The sequence below is a fragment of the Pseudomonas sp. FP2338 genome (assembly GCF_030687515.1).
GTDB classification, from domain to species: domain Bacteria; phylum Pseudomonadota; class Gammaproteobacteria; order Pseudomonadales; family Pseudomonadaceae; genus Aquipseudomonas; species Aquipseudomonas salomonii.
This window is the reverse complement of sequence record NZ_CP117436.1, coordinates 4122325-4138470: the sequence shown is the minus strand read 5'-3', so window position 1 is coordinate 4138470 and position 16146 is coordinate 4122325. Positions and strand designations below refer to the sequence as shown.

Below are 16146 nucleotides of genomic sequence, written 5' to 3'. Positions count from 1 at the left end.
GCAAGCCAGCTCCCACACAAGCCAGCTCCACACAAATCAGCTTCAATTAGGCCTGCTCCCAAATAGCCCCGGCCACACCCCGGACTCACCACGTTAATAAGAATGTTTTTTGATTGCATCGCCTCAATATGGAATAGTACCCGCCGTTTTCCCCAGCCCGTCCAGCCGGGGTGTTTTAACGCCGAGGTCCTTGTCATGCGAATGCTGCGCTCCATCCCGACTCTTGCCGCCTGCCTCCTGGCGTTGTCTTCCAGCGTGTTGAACGCCGCGCCCATCGATCTTAATGACGGCCAGCACGCGGTGCACCTGCCGGATGCGCCCAAGCGCGTGGTGGTGCTGGAGTTTTCCTTTCTCGACAGCCTCGCCGCCGTCGACGTCACGCCGGTCGGTGCTGCGGACGATGGCGATGCCAACCGCGTCATGCCACGTGTGCGCCAGGCCATCGGCCAATGGAAGTCGGTGGGCCTGCGTTCGCAACCGAGCATCGAAGAAATCGCCCGGCTCAAGCCGGACTTGATCGTTGCCGACCTCAATCGTCATCAGGCGTTGTACAGCGACTTGGCGAGCATCGCGCCGACCTTGTTGTTGCCATCACGTGGGGAAGATTACGAAGGCAGCCTTCAATCCGCCGAGCTGATCGGTACGGCCCTGGGCAAAAGCCCGCAGATGCACACGCGCATCACCCAAAACCGTGAGCACTTGCAGGCGATTGCCAAGCAGATTCCGGCAGGTGCCAGTGTGTTGTTCGGGGTTGCCCGTGAAGACAGTTTTTCCGTGCACGGGCCCGACTCTTACGCCGGCAGCGTGCTGCAAGCCATCGGCCTGAAAGTGCCTTTGGTACGCGAAAAGGCTGCGCCGACTGAATTTGTCAGCCTGGAACAATTGCTCGCGCTTGACCCTGGCTGGTTGCTGGTCGGTCACTATCGCCGCCCAAGCATCGTCGACACCTGGAGCAAGCAGCCGTTGTGGCAAGTGCTCGGTGCGGTGCGCAATCATCAAGTGGCCGAGGTCGATGGCGACAGTTGGGCGCGTAACCGAGGTGTATTGGCATCGGAGCAAATCGCTGAAGACACCCTGGCGATTCTCAAGGGCGGCAAAGCCGCATTGAGCCAATAACCGTGCAGCGCAGTCTCGCGGCGGCAGGCATTGTGCTGCTGGGTGCCGTGTTGTTCTGGTACTCGCTGTACAGCTGGTCGCCGTTCACTATCACCGCGACGGATGCCTGGAACGGCCTGGTTCACCAGGGCAGCGTGGGCGGCAATATGGCCTATATCGTGGCGCAGCTGCGCGTGCCGCGTGCGGTGTGCGCGGCGTTGGTCGGTGCCTGCCTGGGGCTGGCCGGTGCACTGATGCAAGGCATCACCCGCAACCGTCTGGCGTCGCCGTCGTTGTTCGGCGTGACGGCCGGCGCGGCATTGGGATTGGCCTTGTTTTCCACCGGGTTGGTCGCGCCGCCCTTTGCCGGTGGCGCCCTGTTGATGACCTGCCTGGGCGGTGCGCTGGCCTGGGTCACGGTGTTCAGTCTCGGCGGCGCGTGGTCGCCGACCACCGCGCAAGGTCGGTTGGTGTTGGCCGGTGTGGCGGTTGCGGCGCTGTGCGCGGCCTTGACCCGGCTCACGGTGATTCTGGTCGAGGCCCAGGCCCAAAGCGTGCTGAACTGGCTGGCCGGGTCGCTGGCCAATGTCGGTGCGGCCCAGGTGCAACTGCTCTGGCCATGCACGCTGATCGGCGGCGTGTGGGCGCTGTGGTGTGCGCCGCGCCTGAACCTGATCAACCTGGGCGAAGACGCCGCGCGCTCGTTGGGCGTCGGTATCGCCAGCCTGCGCTTGCAGGTGTTTGTCGCCAGCTTGCTGCTGGTGGGCGCCAGCGTGTGCGCGGTCGGCCCCATTGGCTTTGTCGGGCTGATCGCGCCGAATATCATTCGCCAGTTTCTCGGTAACGACTACCGCTGGCTGATCCCGCTCAGCGCGGCATTGGGCGCGGTGATCGTGTTGGGCGCCGACTTGCTCAGTCGCGCGGTGGCCTTTCCAGTGGAAACCCCGGCGGGCGTCGTCACTGCATTGATCGGCGCACCGTTCTTCCTGTTTCTTGCCAGGCGCACCCTATGATTCGGCCACGATTGCGCTTATGGCTGCTGCTGGGCTTGCTGCTGGTGGCGCTGCTGGCGAGCCTCAGCGCCGGCACGGTGTGGCTTAAACCCGCCACTGTGCTGGAGCGCCTGCTGGCCCATGACGCCCTTGATTTTGAAGTGTGGAACCACCGCCTGCCGCGCAGCCTGATCGCCATCCTGGCCGGCTGCGCCTTCGGCCTGGCCGGCGCGATTGTGCAGGGCGTGATCCGCAACCCGCTGGCCTCGCCGGAGATTCTCGGCGTGACCCAGGGCGCTGGGCTGGCGCTGACCGTGGCGATCATCAGCTGGCCACACTTGCCGATTGCCTGGCTGCCACTGGTGGCCTGCCTGGGCGGCGCCGGTGGGGCCTTGCTGCTGGCGCTGTACAACACCGGCGTGAGTTTTTCCGGGGTGCGTTTTGCGCTGTCGGGGGTGGCGATTGCGGTGACCTTGTCCAGCGTCACCGAGTTTTTGATCCTGTCCCATCCGTTGGATATCAACACCGCGTTGCTCGCGCTGACGGGCAGTTTGTGGAGCCGTAATTGGCACCATGTGGCGCTGGTGCTGCCGTTCCTGCTGTTGATCCCGTTGGGCCTGTGCCTGGCCAAACCCTTGAACCTGATCGCGCTGGGCGATGAGGCCGCCCACAGCCTGGGCACCGCGCTTGGCCGCACTCGCTGGTGGGCGATGGCCTGTGCGGTGCTGCTCACCAGCCTGGGTGTCGGCGTGATCGGGCCGATTGGTTTTATCGGCCTGGTCGCACCGCACATGGCGCGGCGTCTGGTGGGTGGGCATCACCAGTACCTGCTGCCGGCTGCAATGTTGATTGGCGCGTTATTGCTGGTGCTGGCCGACACGCTTGGACGCACGTTGATCGCGCCCAGCGAGATCCCGGCGGGCGTGCTTACGGCGGTGATTGGTGCGCCGTATTTTCTTTGGTTGCTGGCACGGTTCAAGGGTTGATGACATGAGTATTTTGCAGGCACACCAACTCGATATCGGCTACGGCGCCACGCGCATTGTGCAGGGCCTTTCCTTCGCACCGCCGACAGGTCGCGTCACCGCGCTGATCGGCCCCAACGGCTGCGGCAAGTCAACTTTGCTCAAGGCGTTTGCGCGCATCCTCAAGCCGACCCAGGGCGAGTTGACCCTGGATGGCCACGCCTACGCCAGCTTGTCCGCGCGCCAGCTGGCGCGGCAGATCGCATTTTTACCGCAGGTATTGCCGGTGCCGGAAGGAGTCAGCGTGCGCCAGTTGGTCGCCTACGGCCGCAGCCCGCATAACTCGTTGTGGGGGCGCCTGAGTGGCAACGATCAAGCCCAGGTGACACAAGCCATGCAGCGCCTGGAGCTGGACAACCTCGCCGACCGCGCGTTGGCGGACTTGTCCGGCGGCCAGCGCCAGCGCGCCTGGCTGGCCATGGTGCTGGCGCAGAACGCGCCGGTGGTGCTGCTCGACGAGCCCACCACTTACCTCGACATCAGCCATCAGGTCGAACTGCTCGACCTGATGGGCGAACTGGCCGCCGAGGGCAAAACCGTGATCACCGTACTGCACGATATCAACCAGGCCTGCCGCTACGCCGACCATCTGGCGGTGATGCACGCCGGCAAGTTGGTCGCCGATGGCGCGCCCGCCCAGGTGATCAGTGCCGAGCTGATGCGCCAGGTGTTCGACGTGCAAGTGCAGATCCTGCAGGAGCCGGTTGCCGGTACGCCAATGTGCCTGGTGGAAAAAAGCACCCGCAGTCACGCCTGACGCAGTTAAAACATTATTTATATGAATAAAGTTATTCGTAAATAATGAAATTAGAGAATATTAGCTTATGCCCAAATAGCATTATATTTTTGAAATCCATTCCGTTATGTTTGATCGCAACAGCCTACCCCTGACCTCGGATGGTACCCAGCGTGATTCAGATTCTGCGCGCCATAACCGGGTAAAGACCCCGCGGCAGAATCGTTGGAAGGGAGTTCAACGTATGTTGCCAATTCAAAACCCTCGCTCACTCCACACCTAGTTCCCCATCGCAGCTGCACCCTGAAAAACGAGCACCGCGCCCGCCCGCGCGATTGCCCGACTTCGCGATTCGGAAAGCCTGGAGTGGTCATGAAGCAAGTTTTACACCCCACCGCCGCACTCACGCTGGCCCTGTTGGCCGGCACTGCATCCGCCCAGGACGACAGCACCCTGTCCACCGTGGTGGTCACCGGCAACCGTGGCGCCGAGCAGCGCACCGTCACCAGCAGCCCGGTGCCGATCGACGTGGTCAGCGCCAAGCAACTGCAAAGCACCGGCAAGCCGGGCTTGATGGAAGCCTTGAGCGCGGTGATCCCGTCACTGACCCTGCCGGAAAAAACCGGCTGGGATGCCAGCGGCATTGCCCGTGCGCCCAACCTGCGCGGCTTGAGTGCTGCCGAAGTGTTGGTGCTGGTCAACGGCAAACGCCGCCACACCAGCGCCACGCTGAACATCAACGGCATCAACACCGGCGCGGCACCGGCTGACCTGGATCTGATCCCCATCAGCGCCATCGACCATGTGGAAGTGTTGCGCGACGGCGCTGCCGCCCAGTACGGCTCGGATGCCATCGCCGGGGTCATCAATGTGATCCTCAAGGCCGATACCAGCGGCACCGCCGTCACCAACGTCGGCCAGGGCTATGACGGCAAGAAGCAAACTGTGCAACAAAGCCTCAACAAGGGGTTTGAAATCGGCAACGGCGGCGTCGTGCAATTGGCCCTGGATGCCCGCAGCCAGAATGACGACAACAAAGCCAGCGCCAACGGCTACACCTATGAGCAAGCCTACAACCAGGCCGGCAGATCGACCTACGGCGGTTACGGCACGCCCAAGACCAACCTGCTGACCCTGGGTTACAACGCCGAGCTGCCGATTGATGACAGCCTCAGCCTGTATTCCTTCACCACCTACTCGCGACGCAAGGCCGAGCAGGGGCAGAACTACCGCCTGCCGACCATCACCAACACCATCACCACCGGGCCGAATGGCTATCCGGCCGGGTACACGCCGACCTGGTACATCGACGAGGACGATTTCCAGGCCGCGTTCGGCGGCAAAGGCACCGTCGGCGCGTGGGACTGGGACTTGTCCACCACCTACGGGCGCAACGAGGCGGAGCAGGGCACCACCCACAACCAGAACCCGTCGCTGGGCGAGTACACGCCCAACAGTTTCACCTCCGGCACCTGGATTTCCACCGAGCTGACCACCAACCTCGACTTCAAACGTGGCTTTGATGTGGGCCTGCAAAAACCGTTGGACCTGTCCTACGGTTTCGAGCATCGGCGCGACACCTATGAGGTGCAGGCCGGTGACTACGCGTCCTATGCCAATGGCGGCTACTGCGTGGCGCCGGGCAATTGCGCGTCATCCGGGGCGCAAGTCACCAACGGCATTTCGCCGGATGAAGAAAGCAGCGCCTCGCGCAACAGCCTCGCCAGTTACGTCGATGTGGGCTTCAACCCGCTGCCGGACTGGTACATCGGCACGGCCTTTCGCTACGAGCATTACAACGAAGGCGTCGGCGCCACCCGCAGCGGCAAGCTGACCACGCGCTATGATTTCACCCCGCAATTTGCCGTGCGCGCCACCGTCAGCAATGGCTTCCGTGCGCCGTCCCTGGCCAACAGCCTGTTCAGTGCGCGTTCCACCACCTACGGCGTGGTCGACGGCGTGTATCAGTCGATCAACTACGGCGTATTGCCGGTAGGCTCGGCAGCGGCCAAGGCCCTCGGTGCCCAGGAGTTGAAACCCGAGCGCTCGACCAACTTCAGCCTGGGCTTCACCCTCACGCCCACCGACCGCCTGAACTTCACCGCCGATGCCTACGTGATCAACCTGCGCGACCGCATCACCCTGACCGGCACCTTGCTCGGCCCCGAAGTCACCCAGGTACTGCAAAGCAACGGCATCAACTCCACCTCCGGCGGCCAGTACTTTATCAACGGTGCCGACACCCGCACCAAGGGCGTGGATCTGGTCAGCAACTACAACCAGGACCTCGGCCAGTTCGGCGCATTGAAGTGGACCGCAGCGTTCAACTGGAACCAGACCAAGATCCTCAACTACAAGGCCTCCACCGACATCCTCGGCACGCCCTATGACCTGATGGACCGCCAGGCCCGTGGCCTGATCACCGATGTGCAGCCCAAGACCAAACTCATCCTCGGCGGCGACTGGAGCATCGACCGCTTCAACCTCAACCTGGCCCTGACCCGCTACGGTTCTTACAAAGAGGTCAACGTCTCTGCCGACCGCAGCCTCGACCGCGTCTACAGCGCCAAATGGATCACCGACCTCGACCTTGGCTACAACCTCACCAAAGCCCTCAACATCGCCGTCGGCGCCAAGAACCTGTTCGACCTTTACCCCAAGAAACAAGGCGTGCCGAGCAGCACCATGCTCGCCAGCTACGGCACTTATTCGCCCTACGGTTTTACCGGCGGGTACTACTACACCCGGCTGACTTACGCCTTCTAAGGCCGCAACCCGCGAGGAATAGAACATGCCCATTGTCGCCAAATCCTATGACCTGATCGACGAGGTCAGCCCGGTTCGCCAGCGCCGCGTCGCAACGCCGATCAAGGCCCTGCAAGTGGTTCCCGCCCGCCACCCGTGGCGCTGGGCCGGGTCGATCTTTGCCGCGCTGGTGCTGCTCGCCATCGTGCATTCACTGGCCACCAACCCGCGTTGGGAGTGGGGCGTGTTCGGCCAGTGGTTCTTTTCTGCCTCGGTGCTGCGCGGCCTCGGCCAGACGCTGCTGCTGACGCTGCTCAGCACCGTGTTCAGCATCCTCTTCGGCACTGCATTGGCGCTGGCACGGCTGTCGGGCTCGCCATTGCTGGCGGCGTTGGCCTGGGGCTATATCTGGTTTTTCCGCTCGATGCCGGCGCTGCTGGTGCTGATCATCCTCTACAACTTTGCCTACCTGTATGACCACATTGTGCTCGGCGTACCGTTCACCAGCGTGGTGTTCGCCGAGTGGTCGACCGTGGATGTGCTCAGCCAATTCACCGTGGCGGTGTTGGGCCTGAGCCTGATGCAGGCCGCCTACGCGGCGGAGATCATTCGCGGCGGTTTGATCGGCGTGGACGCCGGCCAGCACGAAGCGGCGGCGGCCCTTGGTTTGCCGGCTTCGCGACGGATTTTTCGCATCATCCTGCCCCAGGCGCTGCGCTCGATTTTGCCGTCGGGTTTCAACGAAATCATCGGCCTGGTGAAGGGCACGTCCATCGTCTACGTGCTGGCCTTGCCGGAGCTGTTCTACACCGTGCAGGTCATCTACAACCGCACCCAGGCGGTGATCCCGCTGCTGGTGGTGGCGACCGTGTGGTACCTGATCATCACCACGGTGCTGACCAGCGCCCAGTACTACGTCGAGCGCCACTTTGCGCGCGGTACGGCGCGGGTGCTGCCGCCCACACCGCTGCAACGCCTGCGCGGCTGGCTCAAGGAGAAAACCCATGGCTGAAGCACGCGCCGGGCGCATTCAGATCCAGGGCGTGGGCAAACGCTTTGGCAACCAGCAGGTGTTGAAAGACATCGACCTGACCATCGACCCAGGCAAGGTCACGGTGATTCTCGGGCCGTCCGGCTCGGGCAAATCCACCTTGCTGCGCACCATCAACCACCTGGAAAAAATCGACAGCGGGCACATCACCATCGACGGTGAATACGTCGGCTATCGGCGCAAGGGTGACCTGCTCTACGAATTAAAAGAGCGCGAGATCCTGAAGCGTCGCATCGACGTGGGTTTTGTGTTCCAGAACTTCAACCTGTTCCCGCACCTCACCGCCTGGGAAAACGTCGCCGAAGCACCGCTGGCCCACAAGCGCTGGAGCAAGGCCCAAGCGCAGGCCAAGGCCTGCGAGCTGCTGGCCAAGGTCGGCCTGGCCGACAAAGTCGATGCCTACCCACGCCAGCTCTCCGGTGGCCAGCAACAGCGTGTGGCTATCGCCCGCGCCCTGGCGCTGGACCCCAAAGTGCTGCTGTTCGATGAACCCACCTCAGCCCTCGACCCGGAACTGGTGGGCGAAGTACTCGACGTGATCAAGGGCCTGACCCAGTTGGGCGTGACCCTGGTGATCGTCACCCACGAAATCGGGTTTGCCCGTGAGGTGGCCGACCACGTGGTGTTCCTGTGTGACGGCCAATTGATCGAAGAAGGCCCGCCCGAACAGATTTTCCGCCAACCCCGACATCCCCGCACCGTGGCCTTTCTGGGCAAGGTGCTTTAGTTCAAGGAGTGACTGCCCATGTTCATCAATACTGCCCGCGTGGCCTTGCTGACGCTTGCCGTGAGTACCGCGCAACAGGCTTTTGCCGTGCAACAGGTGGATTTCAGCCCTGACCGCGTGCGCATCCATGTGCCGCGCAATGAAGCGGCGATCGCGCAGATCCCGCCGGGCTTCAAGTTCGCCCAGCCTGGCAAATTCACCGTCGCCGTGTCCGGGGTGGCCGGGCCGCCGCTGGCGCTGTTGGCCAACGACGACAAGACCACCATCGGCAGCGAAGCCGATACCGCGCAGCTGGTGGCCGACAGCCTCGGCCTGCAACTCAATGTGGTGCAGACCAGTTGGGAAGACTGGCCGCTGGGCGTCAGCTCCGGCAAGTACGACGCGGTGATCAGCAACGTCACCGTGACCGAGGCGCGCAAGAAGCGTTTTGACTTCGCCACCTATCGCCAGGATGTGCTCGGCTTTTACGTCAAAAGCACCAACAAAATCACCGAGATCAAACAGGCCGCCGACATTGCCGGGCTGAAGATCATCGTCGGCTCCGGCACCAACCAGGAGAAGGTCCTGCTGGCCTGGAACGAGGCCAATGAAAAGGCCGGTATCAAACCCGCGCTTTTGCAATACATCGACGACCAGGCCGCCGCGCAACTGGCGGTGCAGTCCGGTCGCAGCGATGCGCTGTTCGGGCCCAACTCGGTGTATGCCTACTCGGCGGCGGTCACCGGTGGCATCAAGCGGGTGGGCACGGTGAACGGCGGCTGGCCGTTGAAGGCCGATATTGCCGTGACCACCCGCAAGGACAACGGCCTGATCCAACCGATTCACACCGCCCTGCAAGGCGCGATTGCCGGCGGCCAATACGAACAGGTGCTGCAACGCTGGGGCCTGGACATCGAGCGCGTCGACACATCGCTGATCAACCCACCGGGCCTGCCGGACTAGGAGAATCGACATGGGACTGACACGCCGTGAAGCGCTGTCGAGCATCGCCGCTGTAGGCGGTGAAACGGCCGTCAAGGATGCACTGGCCGTATTGGGATTGGGGCCGTCGTCACATCGACGCCCGCAGCCGCTGAAACTCAAGCCTGGTCTGGGGCAGGGCACTCGCGTGCTGGTGCTGGGCGCCGGGATTGCCGGGTTGGTGACGGCACTGGAATTGAGTCGCGCCGGCTTCAGCGTGCAAGTACTGGAGGCCCGCAACCGTGTGGGCGGGCGCACCTGGACCCTGCGTAATGGCGACCGCGTGGACTACAAGGACGGCCGCACGCAAACCGTAGCGTTTGATAAAGGCCTGTATTTCAACGCCGGCCCCGCCAGGATTCCGAGCCAGCACCGCACGATTCTCGACTATTGCAGCGAACTGGGTGTGCCGCTGGAAGTGCTGGTCAACAGCAGCCACGGCGCCCAGGTGCGGCCCGATCTGCAACAGTCGGCGTTTACCGTCGGCCAGGCGATCAATGACACGCGCGGGCATCTGTCCGGCTTGCTGGCCAAAGCCGTGCAGCGCGATGCCCTCGATGATGTGTTGAGCGGTGAAGAGCGCACGCGTTTGCTGGCGTTCCTGCAGGTGTATGGCGACCTGTCCCAGGAATTGGCCTATGAAGGCAGCCTGCGCTCCGGCCACCTGGAGTCGCCTGCCCACCCCGGCGCGCTGCCCGCCAGCCGTAGCCCGCTGGCGCTGGACCGGCTGCTGCATCCGGAGTTGTGGGGCGCGTTATTGCACACCGAATTCCCGGAATTTTCCGCCACCATGTTCCAACCCGTCGGCGGCATGGACCGCATCACCGACGCCTTCTACCAACGCGTGCGCGAGCACGTGCAACTGGGCGCCCAGGTGCGGCAGATCCGCCAGCTTGAAGACGGCGTGGCGGTGACCTACCACGACCAGCTCAGCGGCCGCGAACAGGTGGTGCGTGCCGATTACCTGGTCTCGACCTTGCCGTTGCCGCTGCTGGCCAAACTCGACACCGACTTCAGCGACCCGGTCAAAGCCGCCTTGCTCAGCACCCGCAGCGATCAGGCGACCAAAGTGGCGTGGCAATCGCCGCGCTTCTGGGAAACCGACTACCGCACCTATGGCGGCCTGTCATGGATCGAACACCCGGCGCGCCTGCTGTGGTACCCCAGCAACGACCTCAACACCCGCGACGGCTTGCTGGTGGCCGGCTACGTGACCGGGGAGGGCGCCGACGTGTTTGGCGCCAAGCCGTTTGACCAGCAGTACGCCACGTCCAAAGAAGCCGTGGAGCTGCTGCATCCGGGTTATTCAAAACACCTGCGCCACCCGCTGGCGGTGTCCTGGGAACAGATCCCCTACAGCGAAGGCCCATGGCTGCAACGCGAACACTTCCCGGCCGATGCCAGTGCCTTGCTCGAGCAGGCCCACGGCCGCGTGTACTTCGCCGGCGACGGCCTGGTGCAAAGCGGCGTAGGCATCTGGCAGGAATCGGCGGCCAACTCGGCGCGCCATGTGATTGCGCAACTGGCTGAGCGCGTTACCCAACAACAACAGCGTGCGGCACTCGCCGCCTCCTGAGGAGCATCACCATGAGCGACAGCATTCAACGCACCAGCGTCGGCGATTTTCCCATCTCGCAAACCGTCACCGTACCGGCCTCGGCCAGCCTGATTTTCGTCAGCGGCACCTTGCCCGATCTGGTCGACCCGAACGTGCCTGGGGTTTACGGCAACACCGAAGTGCAGACGGTGTCGGTGTTCAACAAACTGCGCAAGATCCTTCAGCAGCAAGACCTGGACCTGGGCGATATCGTGCAATTGCGCGTGTTTCTGGTGGGTACCGAAGAGACCGACGGCAAGCTCGACTTTGCCGGGTTGCAACGTGGCTACACGCAGTTCTTCGCCACGCCCGAGCAACCGAACAAGCCCACGCGCACGGCGTTGCAGGTGGTGGCATTGCCGTTGCCGGGGGCGCTGGTGGAAGTGGAGGCGATTGCGGCCAGAACAGCCTGATCCGTTATCCAGGATGAGTGAGCGTGTGGTGGCCAGTAGGCTTGTGAACAGAGTATCTGAACACATCCAGCCTCGGTGACGATTGGCCGCTGCCCTTACACCCATCAACGGCCATGGCTGCTTGAGATTGCTGGCCACAGCTCGTAGCAACGCACGTTCTCCCGCCAGCCGAGCGGCGGATGTCGTTCAACAGATCTGCTGCCTTTGGCCTGTTGCTGATATTTTGAGAAATATCCTACATCCATAGAGGATTAGTCATTCTCGTTTTTGCAAGGTGTTTTTAGACAATCGTTGACTCCACCGTCAACGAGCCCACGGCAATGATGAGCCAGCCTTTACGCGTCCTGATCCTTGAGGAACACGCCTCTCAGCGCGCCGTCGTCGTGAGCCAGTTCAAACGGTTGGGGCATGCGGTGATTGAGGCGATGCATGCCATTGAAGCCTTGGCCCTCCTGGAAAGCGTGGGTGGGGTGGATGTCGTGCTGTGCGACTTGTCCATGTCCGGCATGGATGGTCTGGAGTTTTTGCAACATGCTGCGCAACGAAGGTGGCTGCACGGCGTGATTGTCAGCGGCCACCAGCCGCCCGGAATCAACCAGTCCCTGCAACAGTTCACCCGCTTGCTCGGCGTGCGTTTGCTGGGCCATGTCGACAAGCTGGCGACCCTCAATCAGCTCGAAGAGGTCGTGCATCGTCATCAGCCTGTTGGGGAAGTAGCGCCTGCGATTTCGCCTGAGCTGCCATTGTTTACTCAAACGCAAGTGTGCGACGCATTAGCGGCCGGCCAGCTGCACGCGTACTACCAACCCAAATTCAGTCTGTGGACCAACGAGATGACCGGTGTGGAAGTGTTGAGCCGCTGGCAGCACCCGCTCTATGGTCTGTTACCCGCAATGGCCTTCATGCCGGTGCTGGAGCGTGGCGGGCTGCTCGACGACTTGTTGTTTGCGCAGATGCACCAGGCCTTGACCCTGCAACAACACGTCAGGGCAAGCGGCATGGCCTTGAACCTGGCGTTCAACGTGCATGCTCAGCAACTGGCTCAGGGCGGGTTGAGCCGGAAGATCGAAGACGTCATGGCCCCGTTCCAGGCACCGCGTTCCAGCGTGACGTTCGAGCTGACCGAAAGCGGCCTGCTGGAAACCTCAGCGAGCAGCCTGGCGTGCCTGATGCGTTTGCGCTTGCTCGGTTGCAATCTGTCCCTGGATGACTTCGGCGCCGGGTATTCATCCTTGCAACGCCTGTGTCAGCTGCCGTTCAACGAGATCAAGCTGGATGCCGAGTTTGTGCGCGGCATGACCGCCGACCCACGTTGCCGCGCGGTGATCCACAGCACCCTGGCGCTGGGCGACAGCCTGGGCATGACCGTGGTGGTGGAAGGCATCGAAACCCGGGAGCAGCAGCGGCAATTGCTGGCGATGGGCTGCAGGGTGGGCCAGGGTTATGTGTATGCGCAGGCGATGAGTGGCGAGCAGTTGTTGTGGCGGTTGCAGAACGTGGCTTGATGGGTGTTGAGCGAATGTAGCTGGCAGGGCGCTCACCACCATTTCCAGCGGCCTTGTTTTTTCAGGGTGGCGATGATGCCTTCGCGCTTGCGGCGGATTTCTACCATCTTGTGGCGCAGTTCGCGGCAGCGGTTGCTGTTGAGGATCAGCAGGCCGGTCAGTGGGCCAAGAAGGGTCATGGAGTAGAGGTGGAAGTTGGGGCGGTACGCGATGGCGGGAAGTGATACCAGCAGACATATGAGGTATATCGCGACGTTTAGCCAGACCCAGTGTATGCGGCCGTACAGCACTTGGTATTTGGCAATGGCATATACAGCGCCAAGCCCGGTCGCGCTGAAAAAAAATGTCTTGGTCGCAAAGCTTATGGGGTACGACGAAAGGTAAGTGAGCATTGTCAGGGTAGCCGTCAATGCTATCGAGGCGCATGCGACGAGAAGGTCGGCACTGATTACCGGCGTGTACCGTTTGATGATTTGCCAAGGGTTTTCAATGAAAACAGTTGAGCAATACTCGTTTTTTACTTCGCCCTTTTCGCTCACGGGTTGACCTCCTCGTAGACGCCGACTGCCAACGTCTTGAGATTTCCGTTGGTTGCACTGCTGGTAAAGCTGAGCGATGCAGCCAACACATCCATGATGTGGGTAGCCGTTGCATGCTGCATTTGCGTAGCGCTGATACGTTTGGAAAGTTTGCCGTTAGCTTTTTCCAACTTAAGCAGTCTGCTCGTTAACCTTGGGTCATGGATCTTGAGCAACTCATTATTCAACTTTGCCCGCTCTTGCCGAGTCAGGCCTTTGAGCACCTGGCGAATGGATTTCCCTGTTACCTGGGTAGTTGTAATGATGGCTTTCACGGTGACCAACATCGAAGTTGCAACGCCCAGTAGCGCTACACCATCCAGTACTGCCGTCGCGTCTTGATACCAGGGTTCGCTATCTAAATAGTCATTAAACTCGGGGAATGCAGCTTCTGACGCAATTCGCAGAGCGCCGGCGATACACTGAACCGTACCCGCTGCCGTTGCAGCCTGGCCGATAACCGTGATCACCGCACTCGTCCCCGCCGTAAAGGGCATCAACATCACGCCACTGGTAACGACTATCCAACTCAGTATCGCCCCCGTGCAGGTCACCGCCGTGCCAAGCGCTTCAGCCACCCATTCCGACTCGCGAGGCTCATGCTCCAACATCCGCTTGAACTCCGCCGGCCCCACATACTTCGGCGCCTCACGCAGCACGACCTTGATCGGTCGCACACTGCAAACCGTCTGAAACTCGCGCAGTACCACCACGTTGAACATGTCATCGATATACACCACCCCCGCGCCAATCAGCGCCGGGTCGCTATCAATGGCAAAGAACAACTTACGCAGATCAATGCTGCTTTCAATCCGCTGACGCGTGGTGCGGTGGGCCGAAGGGAATCCATCTTTGAGCAGGGAAGCCGTCATCCTTAACTCCTGTTTTTTGCGGGAGTCGAGAGCGTAAAGATGAGGAGGTGGCGCTGAATGTCGGAAGGTTCGCCATTTCACGTCGGGTGCGTCTCTAACCGGCGTTAGCGTCTTGCGTGCACCGCGGCGGCTGAGGAAAAGTGCGCCCCACGTCACTACCGACGTCTACCAAGGCAGGGAGCAAACATGGCAGTCGATATGTTTTTGAAGCTGGGTGATATCAAGGGCGAATCAAGGGACCAGGCCCATCGCGACGAGATTGACATCACCCAATGGGCGTGGGGCATGACGCAGTCGGGTTCGATGCACAGCGGTACGGGCGGCGGTGCGGGCAAGGTCAATATTGCCAACCTGAACCTGACCAAACCGCTGGATAAATCCAGCCCCAACCTGATGATGGCCTGCGCCAGTGGCAAGCATTACCCCGAGGCCAGGTTGGTGGTACGCAAGGCCGGCGGTGCCAGCCCGGTGGAGTATCTGGTGATTACCCTGAAGGAAGTCATGGTGGTGTCCTACAGCACGAATGCTGAAAGCAACACCGACGTCGTGCATGACCGCTTCGCCCTCAATTTCGCCAGCGTCGACGTCAGCTACCAGCCGCAGAAAGCCGACGGCGCCAAGGACGGCGGGCCGGTGAAGTTTGGCTGGAACATTCGGCAGAACATCAAAGCCTGAACCCCAGCCAACCCTTCATTGTTCCAGCTGCAACGCCTGCTGCTTAAGCTTGCGTTTCTGCGCAAACGGCAGCTTTTCATCATCCCCATACGGCGCGCTGTACCAGTTGCCGTAACTCGGGTTCGGCAGCAAAAACCAGCGCTGCCCCAGCCAGCTCACATAGGGTTCCACCGCTTTGCGTTGGGCGGCGAGGGTGTTGTGTTCGGCCTGGACGAAATCACCCAGCGAGTCACCGGCCATCAGCAACACGCGGGCATGGCTGGCGACCCACTGACGGCGACACGTCTTGCCGTAGCCGGCGCTTTCGCAATGGCCGGTAGGGGTGCTGGCGGCCAGGACCTGCGTGTCGCTGGCCACCGGAAAACCGCGCAGGCGCAGGTTGGCGACGGTGGCCGCGACCTGGCTGTGTTCGCGGTTGGTGAGGTAGTAAACCTTGATGCCTTTTTGCTCGGCGGCGTGCAGGAAAGCCACTGCGCCCGGCAATGCCTGGGCCTTGGCCTGTTCGACCCAGGTGTTCCAGCGATCGTAGGAATAGACTTGATTATTGATGATGTCGCGCGCGTTCAGCGGCACGTTGTCCAACAGGGTTTCGTCGATATCCACCACCACCGCTGGAGGCAAGCCGTTCAGGTTGCGGGGTGGAAAGGGCAGGGCATCCCAGGTCGGATCGGCCAGGGCCACGTCGAGTTGGCGGGTGGCGTTGGCGAACAGCTGGCGGTAGATCAACTCGTGTTCGATGGAGGTCTGGGTCCAGAGCACGGCGTCAAGTTGGTCGTTGGCCGGCGGGGTCTGCTGGCAGCCGGTCAGGGCGGTGGTCAGCAGGCAGGCACTGGCGAAAGGTGGCGCATGGGATGTCTCGGCGGTGGAAGCGTGTGGGCAGCACCTTAGCCTAATCAGGCTATACATCAATCCCGAATGTTTGGGGGTGGTTTGTAGGTGTACATATCCGTTGCTGCGGTAACGGCGGCCTATGGTTCCGCTCTTACAGCGGCTCACTTTTTGAGGGACCAAAAAGTAAGCAAAAAGTCCTCGCCCCAACACTCGGTGCCTCGCTATGGCTCGGCATGCCCGCAATCCGACAGTGATTTGGGGGGCCGCCGCGATGGGCCATCCTTGGCCCAGCGCGGCTAAACCGGCATCCCTGCCGGTTTACCCCCCAAATCACTGTCGAATTC

Annotated in this window: 15 protein-coding genes; 12 read left to right on the top strand and 3 right to left on the bottom strand. The window is 61.8% G+C overall.

Annotated features, from left to right (window positions below):
• Positions 1–201 precede the first annotated feature (201 nt).
• From PSH96_RS18635 to PSH96_RS18585, 11 genes are all read left to right on the top strand, one after another.
• Complete coding sequence (locus PSH96_RS18635; RefSeq protein WP_370694372.1) at positions 202–1116, top strand: Fe(3+) dicitrate ABC transporter substrate-binding protein; 915 nt, start codon at positions 202–204, stop codon at positions 1114–1116.
• Positions 1117–1118: 2 nt separating this feature from the next.
• Complete coding sequence (gene fecC / locus PSH96_RS18630; protein WP_305454266.1) at positions 1119–2108, top strand: iron-dicitrate ABC transporter permease FecC; 990 nt, start codon at positions 1119–1121, stop codon at positions 2106–2108.
• Positions 2105–3073: an iron ABC transporter permease gene (locus tag PSH96_RS18625; protein ID WP_200432870.1), complete on the top strand. Its 969-nt coding sequence runs from the start codon at positions 2105–2107 to the stop codon at positions 3071–3073. Before fecC ends, PSH96_RS18625 begins: the two co-directional genes overlap by 4 nt.
• A gap of 4 nt (positions 3074–3077) precedes the next feature.
• Positions 3078–3869: a Fe(3+) dicitrate ABC transporter ATP-binding protein FecE gene (gene fecE, locus PSH96_RS18620; RefSeq protein WP_305454265.1), complete on the top strand. Its 792-nt coding sequence runs from the start codon at positions 3078–3080 to the stop codon at positions 3867–3869.
• Between the two features lie 351 nt (positions 3870–4220).
• Positions 4221–6614: a TonB-dependent siderophore receptor gene (locus PSH96_RS18615; RefSeq protein ID WP_305454264.1), complete on the top strand. Its 2394-nt coding sequence runs from the start codon at positions 4221–4223 to the stop codon at positions 6612–6614.
• Positions 6615–6639: 25 nt separating this feature from the next.
• On the top strand, positions 6640–7605 hold the full coding sequence (locus PSH96_RS18610; RefSeq protein ID WP_056861288.1) for an amino acid ABC transporter permease: 966 nt from the start codon (positions 6640–6642) through the stop codon (positions 7603–7605).
• Positions 7598–8371: an amino acid ABC transporter ATP-binding protein gene (locus PSH96_RS18605; RefSeq protein ID WP_305454263.1), complete on the top strand. Its 774-nt coding sequence runs from the start codon at positions 7598–7600 to the stop codon at positions 8369–8371. The genes PSH96_RS18610 and PSH96_RS18605 overlap by 8 nt, the downstream gene beginning before the upstream one ends.
• An 18-nt stretch (positions 8372–8389) precedes the next feature.
• Entirely contained in the window at positions 8390–9313 is a 924-nt protein-coding gene (locus PSH96_RS18600; protein WP_305454262.1) for an ABC transporter substrate-binding protein, read from the top strand.
• Positions 9314–9323: 10 nt separating this feature from the next.
• Positions 9324–10907: an FAD-dependent oxidoreductase gene (locus PSH96_RS18595; protein ID WP_305454261.1), complete on the top strand. Its 1584-nt coding sequence runs from the start codon at positions 9324–9326 to the stop codon at positions 10905–10907.
• 11 nt (positions 10908–10918) lie between these two features.
• Entirely contained in the window at positions 10919–11341 is a 423-nt protein-coding gene (locus tag PSH96_RS18590) for a RidA family protein (RefSeq protein ID WP_305454260.1), read from the top strand.
• Between the two features lie 323 nt (positions 11342–11664).
• A complete protein-coding gene (locus PSH96_RS18585; RefSeq protein ID WP_305454259.1) occupies positions 11665–12846 on the top strand; it encodes an EAL domain-containing protein in 1182 nt (393 codons plus the stop codon).
• Between the two features lie 32 nt (positions 12847–12878).
• On the opposite strand, the gene PSH96_RS18580 is transcribed toward PSH96_RS18585, so the two are convergent.
• Positions 12879–13385, bottom strand: coding sequence for a hypothetical protein (locus PSH96_RS18580; protein WP_305454258.1), 507 nt, complete (start codon positions 13383–13385; stop codon positions 12879–12881).
• Entirely contained in the window at positions 13382–14296 is a 915-nt protein-coding gene (locus PSH96_RS18575; protein WP_305454257.1) for an NAD synthetase, read from the bottom strand. The genes PSH96_RS18580 and PSH96_RS18575 overlap by 4 nt, the downstream gene beginning before the upstream one ends.
• Before the next feature lie 186 nt (positions 14297–14482).
• Between PSH96_RS18575 and PSH96_RS18570 the strand changes: the two genes are divergently transcribed.
• The gene (locus PSH96_RS18570; RefSeq protein ID WP_305454256.1) at positions 14483–14971 is read left to right on the top strand and encodes a type VI secretion system tube protein Hcp; all 489 of its coding nucleotides are present in this window, start codon (positions 14483–14485) and stop codon (positions 14969–14971) included.
• Positions 14972–14986: 15 nt separating this feature from the next.
• Here the strand turns inward: PSH96_RS18570 and PSH96_RS18565 are convergent, their stop codons facing one another.
• Positions 14987–15877 (bottom strand): 5'-nucleotidase, lipoprotein e(P4) family, encoded by an 891-nt coding sequence (locus tag PSH96_RS18565; RefSeq protein WP_305454255.1) that lies wholly within the window; start codon positions 15875–15877, stop codon positions 14987–14989.
• Between the last annotated feature and the right edge of the window lie 269 nt (positions 15878–16146).